At 68.1% G+C, this 16,659-nt stretch carries 13 protein-coding genes; 5 read left to right on the top strand and 8 right to left on the bottom strand.

Annotated elements, in window-relative coordinates:
* Positions 1-6 precede the first annotated feature (6 nt).
* The 4 genes from GGD82_RS03615 to hemC all read right to left on the bottom strand — a co-directional run bounded on the left by GGD82_RS03615 (position 7) and on the right by hemC (position 5,660).
* Entirely contained in the window at positions 7-798 is a 792-nt protein-coding gene (locus GGD82_RS03615; RefSeq protein WP_150060976.1) for a rhomboid family intramembrane serine protease, read from the bottom strand.
* A 330-nt stretch (positions 799-1,128) separates the two neighbouring features.
* A complete protein-coding gene (locus GGD82_RS03610) occupies positions 1,129-2,361 on the bottom strand; it encodes a heme biosynthesis HemY N-terminal domain-containing protein (RefSeq protein WP_150060977.1) in 1,233 nt (410 codons plus the stop codon).
* Positions 2,362-2,365: 4 nt separating this feature from the next.
* Positions 2,366-4,561, bottom strand: coding sequence for a uroporphyrinogen-III synthase (locus GGD82_RS03605; protein ID WP_150060978.1), 2,196 nt, complete (start codon positions 4,559-4,561; stop codon positions 2,366-2,368).
* 124 nt (positions 4,562-4,685) lie between these two features.
* The gene (gene hemC / locus GGD82_RS03600) at positions 4,686-5,660 is read right to left on the bottom strand and encodes a hydroxymethylbilane synthase (RefSeq protein WP_150060979.1); all 975 of its coding nucleotides are present in this window, start codon (positions 5,658-5,660) and stop codon (positions 4,686-4,688) included.
* Between the two features lie 55 nt (positions 5,661-5,715).
* On the opposite strand from hemC, the gene tsaD reads away from it, so the two are divergent.
* Complete coding sequence (gene tsaD / locus GGD82_RS03595) at positions 5,716-6,780, top strand: tRNA (adenosine(37)-N6)-threonylcarbamoyltransferase complex transferase subunit TsaD (RefSeq protein ID WP_150060980.1); 1,065 nt, start codon at positions 5,716-5,718, stop codon at positions 6,778-6,780.
* A 7-nt stretch (positions 6,781-6,787) separates the two neighbouring features.
* On the opposite strand, the gene GGD82_RS21340 is transcribed toward tsaD, so the two are convergent.
* Complete coding sequence (locus GGD82_RS21340) at positions 6,788-7,915, bottom strand: OmpA family protein (RefSeq protein ID WP_170284141.1); 1,128 nt, start codon at positions 7,913-7,915, stop codon at positions 6,788-6,790.
* Between the two features lie 374 nt (positions 7,916-8,289).
* Between GGD82_RS21340 and phaC the strand changes: the two genes are divergently transcribed.
* From phaC to GGD82_RS03575, 3 genes are read left to right on the top strand one after another with little or no spacing between them, the layout of a single operon-like run.
* A complete protein-coding gene (phaC, locus tag GGD82_RS03585) occupies positions 8,290-10,104 on the top strand; it encodes a class I poly(R)-hydroxyalkanoic acid synthase (protein WP_150060982.1) in 1,815 nt (604 codons plus the stop codon).
* A 16-nt stretch (positions 10,105-10,120) separates the two neighbouring features.
* Entirely contained in the window at positions 10,121-10,417 is a 297-nt protein-coding gene (locus tag GGD82_RS03580; protein WP_150060983.1) for a hypothetical protein, read from the top strand.
* A gap of 44 nt (positions 10,418-10,461) precedes the next feature.
* Positions 10,462-10,959, top strand: coding sequence for a hypothetical protein (locus GGD82_RS03575; RefSeq protein WP_150060984.1), 498 nt, complete (start codon positions 10,462-10,464; stop codon positions 10,957-10,959).
* Positions 10,960-10,982: 23 nt separating this feature from the next.
* On the opposite strand, the gene GGD82_RS03570 is transcribed toward GGD82_RS03575, so the two are convergent.
* On the bottom strand, positions 10,983-12,248 hold the full coding sequence (locus tag GGD82_RS03570; RefSeq protein ID WP_150060985.1) for a Coenzyme F420 hydrogenase/dehydrogenase, beta subunit C-terminal domain: 1,266 nt from the start codon (positions 12,246-12,248) through the stop codon (positions 10,983-10,985).
* A gap of 412 nt (positions 12,249-12,660) precedes the next feature.
* On the opposite strand from GGD82_RS03570, the gene rpsU reads away from it, so the two are divergent.
* A complete protein-coding gene (gene rpsU / locus GGD82_RS03565) occupies positions 12,661-12,867 on the top strand; it encodes a 30S ribosomal protein S21 (RefSeq protein ID WP_092782067.1) in 207 nt (68 codons plus the stop codon).
* 328 nt (positions 12,868-13,195) lie between these two features.
* Here rpsU and GGD82_RS03560 read toward each other — a convergent pair whose 3' ends face one another.
* Both GGD82_RS03560 and GGD82_RS03555 read right to left on the bottom strand, forming a co-directional pair.
* Positions 13,196-15,838, bottom strand: coding sequence for a valine--tRNA ligase (locus GGD82_RS03560; protein ID WP_150060986.1), 2,643 nt, complete (start codon positions 15,836-15,838; stop codon positions 13,196-13,198).
* 149 nt (positions 15,839-15,987) lie between these two features.
* The gene (locus tag GGD82_RS03555) at positions 15,988-16,620 is read right to left on the bottom strand and encodes a DUF2497 domain-containing protein (protein WP_184013225.1); all 633 of its coding nucleotides are present in this window, start codon (positions 16,618-16,620) and stop codon (positions 15,988-15,990) included.
* Between the last annotated feature and the right edge of the window lie 39 nt (positions 16,621-16,659).

Below are 16,659 nucleotides of genomic sequence, written 5' to 3'. Positions count from 1 at the left end.
CTCCGTTTAGGGGCGGCCCGCTCCCCAGGGACCCTTCGGATCGTCCCAGGGGCCACGGCGGCGTGGCGCGGCGTGCTCGCCCACGCGGGGCACGACCGAGATGCGGCGCACGGTTCGGCGCCGGCTGAAGAGCGGAACCTCCTTCCGCTTCATCAGGGGTGTCAGGATCAGGCCGACCACGAACCCGCCGACATGCGCCCACCACGCCACGCCGGACTCCGCGCCGGTGGGGTCGCTCAAGAGACTGAGGGCCTGGAGGCCGAACCACAGCCCCAGCACGAAGATCGCCGGCACCCAGAAGACGAACACGAACCCGAACCAGACGAACACGCGCGCCCAGGGGAACAGGATCAGGTAGGCCCCGAGCACGCCCGAAATCGCCCCACTGGCGCCGACCATGGGGGCGATGCTGTCGGCATCCTGGAGAACATGAAGCGCCGTCGCGGCGAACCCCGCGATCAGATAGAACGCGAGGAAGCGCAGGGATCCCATGGCGTCCTCGACGTTATTGCCGAAGATCCACAGGTACAGCATGTTGCCCCCCAGGTGGAGCAGGTCACCGTGCAGGAACATCGCCGTCAGCGGTGTGACGTACGCGGGCACCAGGGCGAGCGCCGGGGGCAGCGTCTCCTGCCCAGTCAGCACCACGGGGATGGCGCCGAGGGCGATGATCAGCATTTGCGACTGTCGGGGGTCGAGCGTCAGTTGGTACAGGGACGCCAGGACGCATACGGCGATCAGCCCCCATGTGACATAGGGCGTGCGGCTGGTCGGGTTGTCGTCGCGCAAGGGAAGCATGGCGTGGCCCGTCGTCTGGCGTGAAAGGATGTTTGGCGTGCTCACCTAGAGCCTTTTGCGTGATATCTGGATCACGCAAAAGGCTCTATTGTATTGATAGTTAAGCAAATCGTCGTCGCGATCTGGTCCAGATCGCTCGGGATTTGCTCTAGGGTGCCGTGTGCGCACAAAAAACGGGGCGATCCGGCTCAACCGGACCGCCCCGGGGATCAGCAGGGCTTCAGTATGAAAGCGGAACGCGCCCGGGTCCAGGGTCGGGGAGGCCGTAACCTCCCCAAGCCCCGAACCCGAGCGCGTTGTTCCCCCGTCGGCCGATCAGGCGTCCGGCGATCAGGCGGCCTTGGCGGTCGCCGAGTCCTCGGTCGTATCACCGGCCAAACCACCGGCAGCCGCGACGGCCTTGTTCATCCACTCCATCACCTTGGCGGTGTCCTTGGATTCCCCTTCCTCGATCCGCGCCATCAGCAGGCACGTGCGGACGCACGGCGTACCGGCCGTAAGCGGCTCGAGCTGGGCGCGGGCCTGCCCCCACAGCTTGGCGTCGATCGAGGCTTCGGCGGCGGCGAGGCGGCTTTCCGGGTGCTCCGGATTGAAGCCGGCCAGCGTTTGCATCCGGTTCGCCACGATCATGGGCTCGCCCTTGCCGGCCATGTCCCGCCACGTGCGGGCCAGCAGCGGATCGGGGCTGCGGCGCCAGATCTCCTCGACCAGGTTGGCGGCCTTGCGGTCTTTGCTTTCCGCCATCAGCATGCGGGCCAGCATGTCGGCGGCCTTGGCGTTGTCGGGCGTCAGGTCCAGCGCCTTGCGGCACAGGGCCTGCGCTTCCGAGCGCTTGCCGGCCGCCTTCGCCGTGGCGGCCTGCTGCAGGAACGCCTCGGCGCGCGCCTCGCGGGCTTCCGTCGCGTCGATGGCGCCGGCGCGCTCCAGGATCTGGAGCGGCTGTTCCACGCCCTCCGGATGGTAGGTGCGGCGGGCAAGATCCAGCGCCGGGCCAGCGGCCCACACCGGGTTGTCGGCCTTGAACAGGGCGCGCTCGGTCCACTCCTTGATCTCGGCGTCGTCGCCGCTGGCGACGGCCAGATCGACCAGACCGCGCAAGGCGCCGATCTCGGTCTTCGGATTGCCGAGCAACGTCGTGTACAGCTCGCGGGCCGCCGGGATGTTGCCGGCCATGGCAAAGCCGTCGGCTTCCATCAGGGACCCCGGGCAGGTCGCGCGGTCGCGGAACGCGGCGCGGGCGCGGGCGGCCTCGACCTGACCCTCGGCACCGTTGCCGGCGCGCAGGGCGGCATAGGCCTCGCCCATGGCGACGGTGGCCCGCTCCAGGTTGCCGCGCGTTTTGACGCCACGCAGGCCGAGCATGCCGGCGATCACGCGCGCCAGACGCAGCGCGAGCAGGAACAGGACGAACAGGCACACCAACGCGACCAGACCCACGGCCATGTTGGTTTCGATCTGCCAGCCCAGCCAGTCGACGCTGAGGGCGCCGAGGTTGGCGGACAGCCAGAGGCCCCCCGACACCAGGAGGACGCCCAAGAGGATGAGGATAAGTATTTGGAACATCGGGTTACTCCGTCGTCGGGCCCCCGCCAATCCGCGCCAGAGCGGCAGCGTTCAGCGAGGCGAGGGCAGCATCTACCGACGCACGCGCTTTGGCGTCGGCCATCCAATCAGCGACCACCTTGGCGGCGTCGCCCTCGAGATTAGAGAGGGCTTCGACTGCCCCGGTCACGTCGTCCTCAGCCAGCAGAACCTCGGCGGAGGACAGGGCGGAAAGGCCGCCGCCCGCGACAACTTCGTCCTTGCGGCGCACCGTCACCGAGTCCATCAGCGACGACACCGTATCCGTCCACCATCCGTCGCCTTCGGGCACGATGGTCCGGCGAGCCGCAAGGTCAACAATATCGTCAAAGGCCCGGCGCAGTTCCGGGATCGTAGGGACGCCTGTCTCGGCGTGCGCGCTTAGGGTGTCCATATCCGACGCCACGGATTCACCCGGTCCGACGGCCGTGACCGCCGCGAGTGCCTCGTCATAGGGCTCGCCGGCGTTGATGCGTTCGCGCAACAGGCCGACCGACAGCAGAAGCCCAACGGCCCGGGCCTGTCCATTGTCCTGGGCGTCAAGGAGCGGAGCGATATCCTGCTCAAGGGTGTCGAGACGGTCGGTCAGGGACGCCAGATCGTTCTGTAGCGCGGCCGCGTCCGCCGCCAGCGAATCCAGGCGTTCCGACGACATGCCGGTGACTGCGGCGGTGGCTTCGTTCCCGCCCGTGCCGGTCGCCGCCTGTTGGGTGAGACGGTCTTCCAGGGCCGTCAGTCGGTCCCGCAGCGCATTGACGGCGGCCGGATCCACGCCCGGGGCACCCGATCCGGACTCGGCGGCCTGACGCGCCTGCTCGGCGGTGTCGATGGCCGTGGCGACGGAGCCGCGGAGGGTCTCCAGCGCCTGAGACAGGGCGTCCACCTGGCTCTGCAAGTCGGTCACGGCCGTGGAGTCGGCCGACGCCGGCAGCTCGGGCAGCAGCGCTTGCAGCGGCGCTGGGACCGAGTCACGCCACCAGGGCATGGTGCCGAAGCCGATGGCCACCAGAACGATGAGAATCACAAGCCAGCGCACGACCGACCGCATTGTGTGATGATCGGCCTGTTCCTGGGCACTCGCCACCAGGGTATCGGGTTTTACGCTCTCTCCGTTTCCTGCGGACCCGGCATACACCCCGTCGCCGTCGTCGAGGCCCTTGTCATCAACGTGGGGATCGTCGTCCGCCGGGGGCGTCTCGGCGGGCGTCGCGTCGGCCGGGGTGTCTTCCGCCGTGACCTGCCCCGTCTGGGCATCGTCGCCCGTCGTGCTGTGGGCGCCTTCGGTTTCGCGGCTCTCCTCCGCGGCCGAGTCCGAACCTTCGGTCTTTGGCGCACCCGTCGTCGGGCCGTCCGTCTCGGGCGTGAGTGTCTCGGGCGTGTCCGGGGCGGAGGAGTCCACGGGCCGGTCCGGTCCGGAGTCCGGGATCGGCGTGCCCTTTTGGGCGTTTTCGGGCTGTTTCAGGGCGGCCTCCTTCAAATCAGCTTTGAAGACGTCCAGCAGGGCATCCTGCGTGGGCTGGTCGGCCACACGAACGCGACCCGACAGTATTGGGGCCAGTTCGCGGGCCACGGCAGGCGACAGGGCGTAGGCGGTGAGGGACGTCATGGCCCCGACCAGATCGGCCTTGCGCACGTGTTCCACAAAGGTACGCGCGGTGCGCGGGGAAAAGAAGAACGCGGCATCGATCGCACCGGCCCGCAGGCTTGCCTGGGTCTCGCGCGACAGGGCGGCGGTCGGGCGGGCGTCATACAGGCGCGCGATGCGCACCTGGAAGCCTTCAGCGGTGAGTGCCCCGGCCAGATCACCGGCCTGCACCGACCCGGCGGCATGAACCAGCGGTCCGTCGGTCGGCGTCAGGCGCTGGCGGACGAGCGCAGCCAGGGTGTTGACGTCGCCCCCGGCGCTTTCGACTCGCGCGAACCCCAACGACTGGGCGGCCCGTGCCGTCTGCTCGCCCACCGCAAACACGGGGATGTCCCGTTCCTCGATGGCGGAGGCCAGGGCCCGAGCGCCATTGGCGCTGGTCATCAGCAGGGCTTGCACGTCCCGCAGGTCGATGTTGGGGCCCGCAACGGGGACAATGACCAGCAAGGGTTCGGCGACGACGTCCACACCCAGCGCCCGCAGGGGAGCCGCGATGCGTTCCGCGTCGTCACGGGGGCGGCTGACCAAGGCGCGCATCGTGGCTCGTGCTCTCCCTCGGGCGATCAAAAACGTCGGATCCTGAAACCATCAAACCCTGCCGGTCCCGCGTCCGGCCGGCAGGGCATTCGAAGGGTAGTATAAAGGAGGTGTGTAGCGGGGCCTACAGGCCGCCGCCGTGCACCACCTCGCCCCGGTAGGCCGGCAAGGCATCTCCGGCCCGCTCGACCAACTCGGCCGCCGCGTCGGCGCCCATGGCTTCGGCCGCCGCCCTATCGGCAACCGGGCCGCTCCGCTCCGTGTCCAGCGGGTTGCGGCCATCGGGGCGGACGATCAGGCCACGCAGCCGCATCATGCCCGGCGCGGTCCACTCCGCCAGACCCGCGATCGGGGTGCGGCAGGATCCGTCGAGTCCCGCCAGGAAGGCGCGTTCGGCCGCAACGCGCAGGTGCGAGTCCCGGCAATCCAGCGCCTCGATCCAGGCACGCGCGCGGTCGTCGTCGGCGCGGCACGTGATGCCGACGGCGCCCTGCGCGACGGCCGGCAGCATTTCGTCGGGGGCCATGGGCTGAGTCGCAACCTCGCTCATGCCCATGCGGTTCAGGCCGGCCATGGCCAGCATGGTGGCGTCCGCGACGCCTTCGTTCAGCTTGCGCAGGCGGGTCTGGAGGTTGCCCCGAAAGTTGATGACCTTAAGGTGCGGATAGCGGCCCAGAATTTGGGATGCCCGACGCAGCGAGGCCGAGCCGATGACGGCGCCCTCAGGCAGCTCCGCGAAGCTCTTGTATTTGACCGAGATGAACGCATCCCGCACATCCTCGCGCGGCATGATGCAGGGCAGCACGAGGCCGTCCTCCAGCACCGTCGGGACGTCTTTCATGCTGTGCACCGCGATGTCGATGGCGCCGCTGGTCTGGGCGTCGTCGATCTCTCGTGTGAACAGGCCCTTGCCGCCGATTTCCGACAGCGGGCGGTCCTGCACGGAGTCGCCGGTGGTCTTGATGATTTCAATGCTCATCGCGCCGTCCACCGCCAATTCGGGGTGGGCGGCGGCCAGGGCATCGCGGGCCGCGTGGGCTTGGGCCAGCGCGAGCGGGCTGCCGCGCGTGCCGATCTTGAGAAGTGGTGTCGTGCTCATGGGCTGGCGTTGTAAGGGGTGATCTTCGTCGTGAAAAGCCTTATTTCTGGCGCCCATGATCGTTCTAGGCCTTGAGACCAGTTGCGACGAAACCGCTGCCGCCGTAGTAGATTGCGACCGCCGCGTTCTCGCGCAAAAATTGCTTTCGCAGTATGACGAGCACCGTCCCTACGGGGGTGTGGTGCCGGAAATTGCGGCGCGAGCCCACCTTGACCACCTCGACGGACTCGTCGCGGAGGCCTTACGTGTGGCCGGAGTCCGTCTGACGGACCTTGATGCCGTGGCGGCGACCGGGGGGCCTGGCCTTATCGGCGGCGTTATCGTCGGCGTGATGACGGCGAAGGCGCTTGCACTCGCGTCCGGCCGTCCGTTCGTCGCGGTCAATCATCTGGAGGCGCACGCCCTGACCGCGCGCCTGACCGACGCCGTGTCGTTTCCGTACCTGCTGCTGCTGGTGTCCGGCGGGCACTGCCAGTTCCTGGAGGTGCGCGGGGTCGGCGCCTATCGGCGCCTCGGCACCACGATCGACGATGCGGCCGGGGAATGCTTCGACAAGACGGCGAAGATGATGGGACTCGGCCATCCCGGGGGGCCCGCCCTGGAACGCGCGGCGGCCGAGGGGGATCCCGACCGGTTCGCGCTGCCGCGCCCCATGCGGGGGCGGCCGGGGTGCGACGTGTCGTTCTCCGGGCTGAAGACGGCGACGCGGCAGGTTCTGGACACGCTGCCGCCGGGCCCCCTGTCGGCGCGGGATCTCGCCGACCTTGCGGCCGGAGTCCAGGGTGCGGTGGCGGATGTGCTGGAGGAACGGACCGGGCGGGCCATGACCCGAATGGACCAGGATGGCACGGCAGGGTCCGCGCCGACTCTGGTGGTGGCGGGTGGAGTCGCGGCCAACCAGACGCTGCGGGCGCGGCTGAACGCGCTGTGCGCGGTGCGCGGTTGGGCGTTCGTCGCGCCACCGCTGGGACTGTGCACCGACAACGCCGCCATGGTGGCCTGGGCCGGGTTGGAGCGCCTGCGCCTCGGTCTGACCGATCCGCTCGACTTCCGACCCCGCCCGCGCTGGCCCCTGGACCCGGATGCGCCGAAGCGGACCGGGGCCGGCGTGAAGGCCTGAGGTCTCCTTAATAGTCCAGGTAGATTTCGGTGCGGCGGTTGCCGGCCTCGCCGGTCGGCATGATCTCCAGATAGACCGGCTGGCTGTCGGAGGCTGCGCCGACATACAGGAATCGCCCGGGAACACCGGCCCCGATCAAGGCTTCCGCCACGCTGTTCGCGCGCGCCAAGGAGACGTTGAAGTTCGCCAGTTTGTGCTGGGCGATGCTGGTGGCGCCGGTTCGGCTGGAGGCATGGCCGATCACCCGCAGGAGGCCGCCATATTGGCGCTGCAGGGCGGCGACCTGCCCGAGGACCTGCCGGTCCGCGTTGGACAGGCGGGAGGAGCCGTCGGCGAAATAGATCACGGCGACGCGCTGGGACCGGGCGCCCGCCATCGGCCCATAGGTGCTGAGCGACTGGGTGCCGGGCGTCACGGATGCCGCCACGGGGTAGGGACCGGGCGATGACACGGTGCCGCCGGGCCCCGTCGTCGTCACGCCGCGCGAATCCACGACAATCGGGCCCCCGGTGCCGTAGGGCGAGGGGACCGCAGGCGGCGGGAGTTCGCGCGGTCCGGCTGATCCGGGCGGGGTCTCCGGCGGGAGTAAAGCCTGTGCCGGGGCGCGCGGGGCGCTGGCGAGCGGGTCGCGTCCCGCGCCGGGCGGCGGCGGCAGGGTGCTGCGGTCCACACCGCTCTCGGCCGGCGCGGCCGCCTCTGCCGGAGCGGGGGAGGGCGCGGGTGCGGGGGCCTCGGGCGGCTGTTCCCCAGCGTCCATGCGCTGGGCCAGGGAGGTCTCGGCGGGGGCCTCGGCCGGCGGGCTGAATTCGGGCGGGCGAACCTCGCTGGAGCGCTGGCGGGTGCCGCCTTCGTTGCTGTAGCGAGTTTCGCGGCGGTCGGCGCGCAGGCCCTCGGCGACCTCTTCGCGTTCCCGCGCGGAGGACACCGGTGGCGGCTGGCTCGGGCTTTCGGAAATATCCGGATAGGCTCCGGCGGCTTCCGGCGGTGGGTCGCCCGCGCAACCCGCGAGCGCGCCCGCCAGCGACAGCGCCGCCAGCAGGGCAACCCCGGGCGAGGTCAGCCGGCTGTCGGACGTCGAGGGGATCGGTCTGGCCCGGGTCCGGTCCAGCAGGCTGTGGCACCGCCGTGTCGTCACGCCCATCCACTCCTTGTTCGGTCGCGGCTGCGCCGCCGAGTTGCATCGCGGCTGCGCCGCTGGGTTCTGTCGCGCCACCGCCGCGGAGGCGCGGCCGGGTGTGCCCGGTCCTTCAATCAAAATGAAAGCCCGAACCGGGCGAACGGTCCGGGCCTTTCGCTCATAAAGACCATGTCGGCCCTAGTGTGCTCCCATCGCGCCACTACAACCGGTTGCCGACGGGCGCCGCATTCCCCATTATCGAAGAAACCATAACGGCTCGTGGCTTGGCCCTTGGCCGGCACGGGATCATCCCTCAGAATGCGCGTCAAGACCCAACGGCCCTCTCGGGGAAAACCGGGCATAAGCGCCCACGGATGATAGAGGAAGGGACGATGGCCGATCAACAGGGCAGCAAAGCCAGCGAGATTCCAAAACATCCAGACCCGCAGGCGTTTGCACGGGACATGGCGGAGATCAGTGAGCACGCGCAAAAGCTGTTCAGTGATTTCCTCAGCCGGCAGGCATCCGGCCAGGGGGCGGTGCCGTTCGGCGATCCGCTGAACGTGAGCGAAGCGTTTCTCGACATGACCGCCAAGATGATGTCCAACCCCGCCAAGGTCATGGAGGCGCAGTTCAACCTGTGGCAGGAGTACATGGCGCTGTGGCAGAATGCGGCTCAGCGTTGGCTCGGCCAGGACACGGAACCGCTGGTCCAGCCGGACAAGCACGACATGCGCTTCCGCGACGAGATGTGGCAGCAGAATGAGGTCTATGATTTCATCAAGCAGTCGTATCTGCTGACCTCGCGGTGGATGCTGGGGCTGGTGCACGACGTGGAGGGCGACGACAGTCCTATGGGGCGCAAGGCGGACTTCTACATCCGCCAGTTCGTGGACGCGATGGCACCGACCAACTTCGTCATGACCAACCCGCAGGTTCTGCGCACGGCGATCGAAAGCAACGGCGAGAGCCTGCTGCACGGCCTGGAGAACATGCTTGCCGATCTGGAGCGCGGCAAGGGTCAGCTCCGCATCACCATGACGGATGAGGACGCCTTCAAGGTCGGCGAGAACATCGTGACGACCCCTGGGAAAGTGATTCATCAGAACCGGCTGATGCAGCTTATCCAGTACAGCCCATCCACGGAAAGCGTCTACAAACGGCCTCTGCTGATTATTCCGCCGTGGATCAACAAGTTCTATATCCTCGATCTACGCGAGAAGAACTCGTTCGTGCGCTGGGCGGTGGCCCAAGGGCATACCGTCTTCATGATCTCCTGGATCAATCCGGACGAGAGCTACCGTGACACGCAGTTCGACGACTACCTGAACCAGGGCCCGATTGAGGCGCTCAGCGTCATCGAGAAGGCGACCGGGGAGACGTCGGTCAACGCCATCGGCTACTGCCTCGGCGGGACGCTGCTGGGCATGACTCTAGCGTGGTTGCAGGCCAAGGGGCAGGCGGACCGGATCGCCTCGGCCACACACTTCACCACTATGCTGGACTTCTCCGAGCCGGGCGAGCTGGGGGTGTTCATCGACCCGACTGCGTTGGATCACCTGGAAGAGGAGATGTTTGAGCGCGGCTATCTGGACGGTGCCGAGATGGCGACCACGTTCAATATGCTGCGGTCCAACGACCTGATCTGGTCGTTCGTCGTGAACAACTACCTGATGGGCAAGGAGCCGTTCCCGTTCGACCTGCTGTACTGGAACTCCGACAGCACGCGGATGCCGGCGGCCATGCACAGCTTCTATCTGCGCAAATGCTACCTGGAGAACGCGCTGCGGGAACCGGGCGCGGTGGTCCTGGACGGCGTGCCGCTGGACCTGACCAAGATCAAGACGCCGGCGTATTTCTTGTCCTCGCGGGAGGATCATATCGCGCCGTGGGTCTCGACGTTTCGGGGCTCGCATCTGTACGGCGGGCCGGTGCGGTTCGTGCTGGCGGCCTCCGGGCACATCGCCGGGGTCATCAACCCGCCGGCCGCCAACAAATATTGCCATTGGATCGGAACCAGCCGCTCCAAGAATCCGGAAACCTGGCTGGCCGCCGCCAAGGAGGTTCCGGGGTCCTGGTGGCCCGACTGGGCGAAGTGGATCGACAAGCATGGTGACGGCCAGGTGCCGGCACGCGAACCCGGGAGCGGGGGCCTCAAACCCATTGAGGACGCCCCCGGCCAGTATGTGAAAATCCGTGCGGTGTAATCGCGGGAGCCGCGCGGTGGCGCTCGCGGTGGCGGGTGCCCTGCTGGGTGTTGGTGTTGCGCCGACGGCCGGCGCGCAGGACGCGGCGGCGATCGCCGATCTGGACCCGGCCGAACTGATGGCGCGCTATCAGGCGGAGTGCGCGGGCGGCGCCGCACCCGTCGTGCCGGAGGCTGGCGCCGCGCGGGCGCGGGTCCAGGGGCAGCGGTGTGACGCGCTGGCACGTGCGATCCAGACGCTCAGCCTCGACGACCGGCGCGCCGGCAGCGCGGATCTGGCCCGGCCGGACTTCTATACTCCGGGCGCGCGCTGACCCCTTTCTCTTCTCTGTCCGGCCTACGGAGGATCGGTATGGCCATGGCCCGGATTGGCCCCAAGAACAACGGCCCTCACGGTGGCTCCATTTCCCTGACGACGGAAACCGACGGCGCGGCGATGCCTGTGCTTGCGGATTCGCACGATGTCCGCGTGGACCTGAACGAGCGGTGTTTTCTGTTCCCGACCGGTAAGGGCGTGCTGCATCTCGTGCTGTCGGCGCGAGCCGAACCGCCGACCCTGGAGATGCGGGCGGTGTTTGGGTTCAACCAGACACGGGCCGATGGCACGGTGGACCGGTTCACGCTGGTCGAGGCTCACACGCTGGCCCGTGCCATGATCGAGGGCGTCTATCAGGCCCGCACCCAGACGGTGTTCCTGGAGGGCCGCCGGGTGGCGCTGGTGTGCCACACCAACGGCTTCGTCATGGTCGGTCCCGACGAGTGCTACGAGCTGTTCCTGTCGGGGCAGACGCTGATCACGGTGGCCCAGGGCATCCTGCGGGCTGTCGACAAGGTCGCCCGGACCGAAGCGCACTGACGCGACGCGCCGACACGGGGCCCCTATTCGGGGCGCTCGCCCGGCTTCGGTGTCAGGCCATAGGGTTCGACCAGCCGCCACGCATGCGCCGGGATCATGTGCTTCATCCGCTTCGGGGCCTCGCGCCGCAGGTGGATGACGCTTTCAGCGGCCTTCATTTCCAGCCGGGCGCGGGCGATTTCCACGCCGCGCGGTCCGACCTTCGGCATCAGCCAGCCCATCAAGGGGCGCAGCCAGTTCGGCATGCCCCGCACCGGCATGCCACCGGCGGCTTTCTCGGTGTTGGTGATGAAGCCCTGGACGGAGCTGGCGCGCTTGCCGGCGGTGGTCACGGGGCGGGTGCGCACTTCATCGCCTAGCAGCCCCAGGATCTCCTCCCCGCGCTCATTGCGCACCAGAAGCCACTGCTCGCCGCGTCCGGCCAGATATCCCACGGTGATGTCGGCCAGCACGTTGGTGTAGTCGGCGCAGCTTCGGCAGGTGAGGGGGAAGAAGTCGCGGGGCAGCTTCGAAATCGGCAATTTCAGGAACGGAATCAGCCGCACCTTGCCGTCGGTGAATCGCAGTTCGACGCGGTAGTCGGCCCGGAACTCCAGATAGGTCACGTCCGCCGGCCGGTCGGTCAGCAGGCCGAGGAAGGTGTGGAAGTTCTCCGTCGTCGTGTTGTCGGAACAGGGCGTGCCGATGACATACAGCCGCTCCAGGCCGAGCGCCGACTCCAGCTTGCGCAGCGCATGCACCTGACACGGGATGCCGATCACCGCGAGTCGACGGTAGCCCCGGGCCACGGCCGGTTCGAGCAACGCCAACAGCGGGGCATAGCCCATGCGCATGCCCCGGCAGTCCGCCATTGCCGCCGGGTCGGTCACCAGCACCGGGCGCGGCCGCCAGCGGTCGTTCGGGTCGGCCGTCATGGTCAGGACAGCATCGACCGCGCCGGTTTCCAGCAGGCGTTGGCCGAGGCGGGTGGTGATGCCGGTCCACTGCGCGCCGGGGCGCGGTGTTTTGAGGGCGGCCTGCACCATGCGGCGGTAGGGGCCGAAGAACAGCTCCTCCTCCCGCTCGGGATCGCGCGGCCGGCCCTGAACGCGGGTTTCCATCGCCGGGTAGTCGGGCCGGATGAACTGGCAAGCCGTTCCGCACCGGCGCGGGTCCGCCATCCGCGACACGCCGCAATCGGTGCACAGCACGCGGGGTTCCGGCTCGGCCAGCCGTGCCGTCCAGAGGGGACCGGAGTCGTCGGGTGCGGGACGTGTGGCGTCGGGGGCGGGGGTCGGAATGCTGTCCATGATAGCCCGGGTCCGTCTCTGGCAAGGGTCGACAGGAACAATTGCGGGCGCCATTGTGCGCGATCCGTGCGGTGGAAGGAAACGACGGTGTTGGGGCCATTGGAACTCTTCACTTCACCGGACGTGCGTGGTAGGGTCCGCGCACTCTTGTGGATGTGCCTGCACATCGCGCGGGATGGCGTGCATCCCGGGTCAAGCGCCTGACCGGCTGTCCAGCTCCACCTTCGGGAAACGGTGGCGCGGACAGGGTGGGCGACGTTTCCGTTTCGGTCCCGTAAAAGGACCTTTGTGGGCGCGGTGACCCCTCGTGGTGCGCGCGACTCTGTCGAGTATGCCCGTTTTGTTTTGGCCCGTGCTTCGTACGGACGTCTTGCCGGCCGGCGCCGGCACCGATCACTAAAGGAGAAGACCCCTGGTTCAGGTTCTTGTGCGCGACAACAATGTCGATCAGGCTCTCAAGGCGCTGAAAAAGAAGATGCAGCGCGAGGGTGTTTTCCGGGAGATGAAGCTGCGTCGCAACTTCGAGAAGCCCTCGGAGCGCAAGGCGCGCGAGAAGGCCGAGGCTGTGCGCCGCGCCCGTAAGCTGGAGCGCAAGCGTCTGGAGCGCGAGGGCTTCTAGAGCCCTTCGGCGCCGCTGGCCGAGTCTCTGGGGCGTAGACGGTTCGTCCGACTCTTCGCCCCGGGCCGGCCCGCTCGACCGACCACGAAGCACGATGCCACCCGCCCTGGCCGACCATCACAGTGATGGGGCCGGACCGGGTGGTTTTGTGCGTTGTGGGCAGGTGTGCGCGAGTCCTGGCGTGTCTTGGCGCGCCCAGAACCAGCGGCCCCAAAAGCGCTGACAAAAAAGCGGCGATGAGTCGCGCCCATCGCCGCTTGCCGTAGCTGTTGTCCATGAGGGGCCGGCTGATCTCCAAAAAGGAACGAAGACCGACCCCGGTGCGGCTCTACCCGATCCGGGTCAGGGCCTCTTTCAGCCTCTCGCGAGTCGCTTCCAGATCGGCCAGCCGCTCGCGGTTCTCGGCCACGACCTCGGCTGGCGCCTTGGCGAGAAAGCCTTCGTTCGCCAGCTTCTTGGACAGCTTGGCGATTTCGCCGTCCTGCTTTGCCACGTCCCGGGCCAGCCGCTTGCGCTCCGCGTCCAGGTCGATGACGTCGGCCAGCGGCAGGATCACCGTCGCCTCCTCGACCACGATCTGCGCCGAGCCACTGGCCGGTGCGGAGTCGACATGGTCAATCGCGTCCACGCGCGCCAGCGTGCCCACCAGCGCCCGGTGCGTGTCCAGCCGCGCCCGCGTGGTGGCATTGGCGTCCTTTACCTGAAGGGCCAGCCGGGCTGCCGGCGGCACGTTCATCTCGGCCCGCACCGAGCGGATGGCGGTGATGAGGCCCACCAGCCAATCCATTTCCGCTTCGGCGTCTGGGGCCGACACATCGGGCATGTCCGGCCAGCGCGCGGCCATCAGGTGACCCTCGCGGGTGTCTGTCAACGCGCCCCACAGCTCTTCGGTCACGAACGGCATGATGGGGTGGAGTGTGACTAGGATCCGGTCGAGCACCCAGGCGGCGGTGGCGCGGGTTTCGGCGGCGGCGGCTTCGTCGGTGCCGTTGAACACCGGCTTGGCGAACTCCAGGAACCAGTCGCAGAAGGTGTTCCAGGTGAACTGATAGGCGACTTGAGCGGCCTCGTTGAAGCGGTAGGCCTCGATCGCCGCGCCGACCTTGGCGGCGGTGTCGGCCACGCGGGCGACGATCCAGCGGTTCAGGGTGCTGCCCACGGCTGCCGGATCGAACCCGGTCGGCACCGCGCAGCCGTTCAGCTCGCAGAATCGGGCGGCGTTCCAAAGCTTGGTCGCGAAGTTGCGATAGCCCTGGACACGGCTCTCGCTCATCTTGATGTCGCGGCCCTGGGCGGCCATGGCCGTCAGGGTGAAGCGCAGCGCGTCGGTGCCGTATTTTTCGATCAGGTCCAGCGGGTCGATGACGTTGCCCTTGGACTTCGACATCTTCTGGCCCTTCTCATCGCGGACCAGGGCGTGGATGTAGACGTCACGGAAGGGCACGTCGCCCATGAAGTGGTGGCCCATCATCATCATGCGGGCGACCCAGAAGAAGATGATGTCGAAGCCCGTGACCAGCACGTCGCCGGGGTAGTAGCGCGCCAGCTCCGGCGTTTCGTCGGGCCAGCCGAGGGTCGAGAACGGCCACAGCGCCGACGAGAACCAGGTGTCCAGAACGTCGGTGTCGCGGCTCAGCTCGACGGCCTTGCCGTAGTGCGCCGTGGCGGCGGCCTGGGCTTGTTCCTCGCTTTCCTCGACGAAGATGGTGCCGTCCGGGCCGTACCACGCCGGGATGCGGTGGCCCCACCAGATCTGGCGGCTGACGCACCACGGCTGGATGTTGCGCATCCACTCAAAGAACGTGTTGGACCAGTGCGCGGGGACGAAGCGGGTGCGGCCGTCCTCGACGGCCTTGATAGGCTCCTTGGCCAGCTCGGCGGCGTCGACGAACCACTGATCGGTCAGCCAGGGCTCGATGACCACGCCGGAGCGGTCGCCGTAGGGCACCGTCATCGGGTTCGGCTCGATCTTTTCCAGCAGGCCGAGGGTCTCCATGCGTTCGACGATGCGCGTACGGGCCTCGAAGCGGTCCATGCCCTGGAACTCGGCGGGCGCGTTCTCGTTCAGGCGGGCGTCGCGGTCGAGGACGTTGATCATCTCCAATCCGCAGCGACGGCCGACCTCGAAGTCGTTGAAGTCGTGCGCGGGCGTGATCTTCACCGCGCCGGAGCCCTTCTCCGGATCGGCGTAGTCGTCGGCCACGACCGGAATCGGCCGGTCGACGATGGGCAGGACCACGGTTTTGCCGACCAGATCGGTGTAGCGCTCATCCTCGGGATGAACGGCCACGCCGGTGTCGCCCAGCATGGTTTCCGGGCGGGTGGTGCCGACGACGACGAAGCGGTCGGGCTCCCCCTGCACCGGGTACTTGAAGTACCACATGTGGCCGTCGGCCGGGCGCTGCTCGACCTCCAGGTCCGAAATCGCGGTGTGCAGCTTGGGGTCCCAGTTGACCAGCCGCTTGTCGCGGTACATCAGGCCCTGCTTGTGCAGCGTCACGAACACCTTGGTGACGGCGCGGGACAGGCCCTCGTCCATGGTGAAGCGCTCGCGCGGCCAATCGGGCGAGGCGCCCAGGCGCCGGAGCTGCTTCTGGATGGTGCCACCGGATTGGGCCTTCCACTCCCAGACCTTGTCCACGAAGGCGTCGCGGCCGAAATCGTGGCGCGTTTTTCCCTCGGCGGCCAGATTGCGCTCGACGACCATCTGCGTGGCGATGCCCGCGTGGTCGGAGCCCGGCTGCCACAGGGTATCGCGGCCGGTCATGCGGAAGTACCGGATCAGCACGTCCTGAAGGGTGAAGGTTAGCGCGTGGCCCATGTGCAGGCTGCCCGTCACGTTGGGCGGCGGCATCATGATGGTGTACGGGGCGGCGCTGGACTCCGGGGCGCATCCGAACACGCCGGAGTCCTCCCACACCCGGTAGAGCCGTTGCTCAACGGTTTGGGGATCGTACGTCTTGTCCAGCATGGCCGAACCGCTTTCCTTCTTTGATGTCACCACGAAAAACGCCGCAGAGAGACGCGGCGCGCACCGGACGGCTGGTCCTGGGCGGAAACGAAAACCGGCCGGGCGTGGGCCCGGCCGGGGAAGAGGCGGGGCACAAAAGCCCGCGTGTTCTAACGGTTCCGGGCCGACTTGGCCAGTCGTTGGATCTCCCGCTCTACCAGCCGTTCGGTCATCTCGGGCAGGTTCTCATCCAGCCATTGCTTGACCAGCTCCCGGACAATCTGACGGACCAACCCCTCCAGGGTGATGGCTCCGTTCCCGATGGGAATGTCGCGGCCCTGCAAGGAGTCCGTGAGGGTCGACAGGTACTGCGACGAGACCGCCGCGACCGAGGCTTCCACCAAGGGCGTGTCGTCGAACTCTTCCTCAACACGCGGCGCGAGCGCCATCGAGGGGGCTGGCGGCGGCTCGGGAGCCGGGGGCTCCCACACCGGTTCCGGCTCCGGCTCGTCGACCATGTCGTCGGTCAATTCAAGGACATCATCCTCCACCTCGGGGTCCGGCTCCGGTTCTGGCGGGGGCGGAGGAGGGGGAGGTGGTGGTGGTGGTGGCGGCGGGGGAGGTGCCGCCTTCGGCGGGGCCGGCTCGGCCTTGGGCGGCGCAGGCGGAGGGTCCGGGCGCGGTTCCGGTTTCGGCGCCGGCTCCGGAGCCGCGTCCTCTTCCTCATCCTCGGACAGGATCTTTCGGATGGAGGCGAGAATATCCTCCATCGACGGTTCCTGTTGGGCGTCCTTATCGCTCATGGCCCATTCCGTTCCTTGCGGCGGCCCGCAGCCCCCAGG

Source organism: Roseospira marina (genome assembly GCF_014197855.1).
Classification (GTDB): Bacteria; Pseudomonadota; Alphaproteobacteria; order Rhodospirillales; family Rhodospirillaceae; genus Rhodospira; species Rhodospira marina.
This window is presented reverse-complemented; position numbering and strand designations above follow the sequence as displayed.

Excerpts from the sequence above, each read along its gene's own strand:
- GGD82_RS03570 (WP_150060985.1), bottom strand. The coding sequence starts at position 12,248 with ATGGACAGCATTCCGACCCCCGCCCCCGACGCCACACGTCCCGCACCC.
- hemC (WP_150060979.1), bottom strand. The coding sequence starts at position 5,660 with ATGAGCACGACACCACTTCTCAAGATCGGCACGCGCGGCAGCCCGCTC.
- GGD82_RS03615 (WP_150060976.1), bottom strand. The coding sequence starts at position 798 with ATGCTTCCCTTGCGCGACGACAACCCGACCAGCCGCACGCCCTATGTC.
- tsaD (WP_150060980.1), top strand. The coding sequence starts at position 5,716 with ATGATCGTTCTAGGCCTTGAGACCAGTTGCGACGAAACCGCTGCCGCC.
- GGD82_RS03605 (WP_150060978.1), bottom strand. The coding sequence starts at position 4,561 with ATGCGCGCCTTGGTCAGCCGCCCCCGTGACGACGCGGAACGCATCGCG.
- GGD82_RS03560 (WP_150060986.1), bottom strand. The coding sequence starts at position 15,838 with ATGCTGGACAAGACGTACGATCCCCAAACCGTTGAGCAACGGCTCTAC.
- GGD82_RS03575 (WP_150060984.1), top strand. The coding sequence starts at position 10,462 with ATGGCCCGGATTGGCCCCAAGAACAACGGCCCTCACGGTGGCTCCATT.
- phaC (WP_150060982.1), top strand. The coding sequence starts at position 8,290 with ATGGCCGATCAACAGGGCAGCAAAGCCAGCGAGATTCCAAAACATCCA.
- GGD82_RS03610 (WP_150060977.1), bottom strand. The coding sequence starts at position 2,361 with ATGTTCCAAATACTTATCCTCATCCTCTTGGGCGTCCTCCTGGTGTCG.
- GGD82_RS03555 (WP_184013225.1), bottom strand. The coding sequence starts at position 16,620 with ATGAGCGATAAGGACGCCCAACAGGAACCGTCGATGGAGGATATTCTC.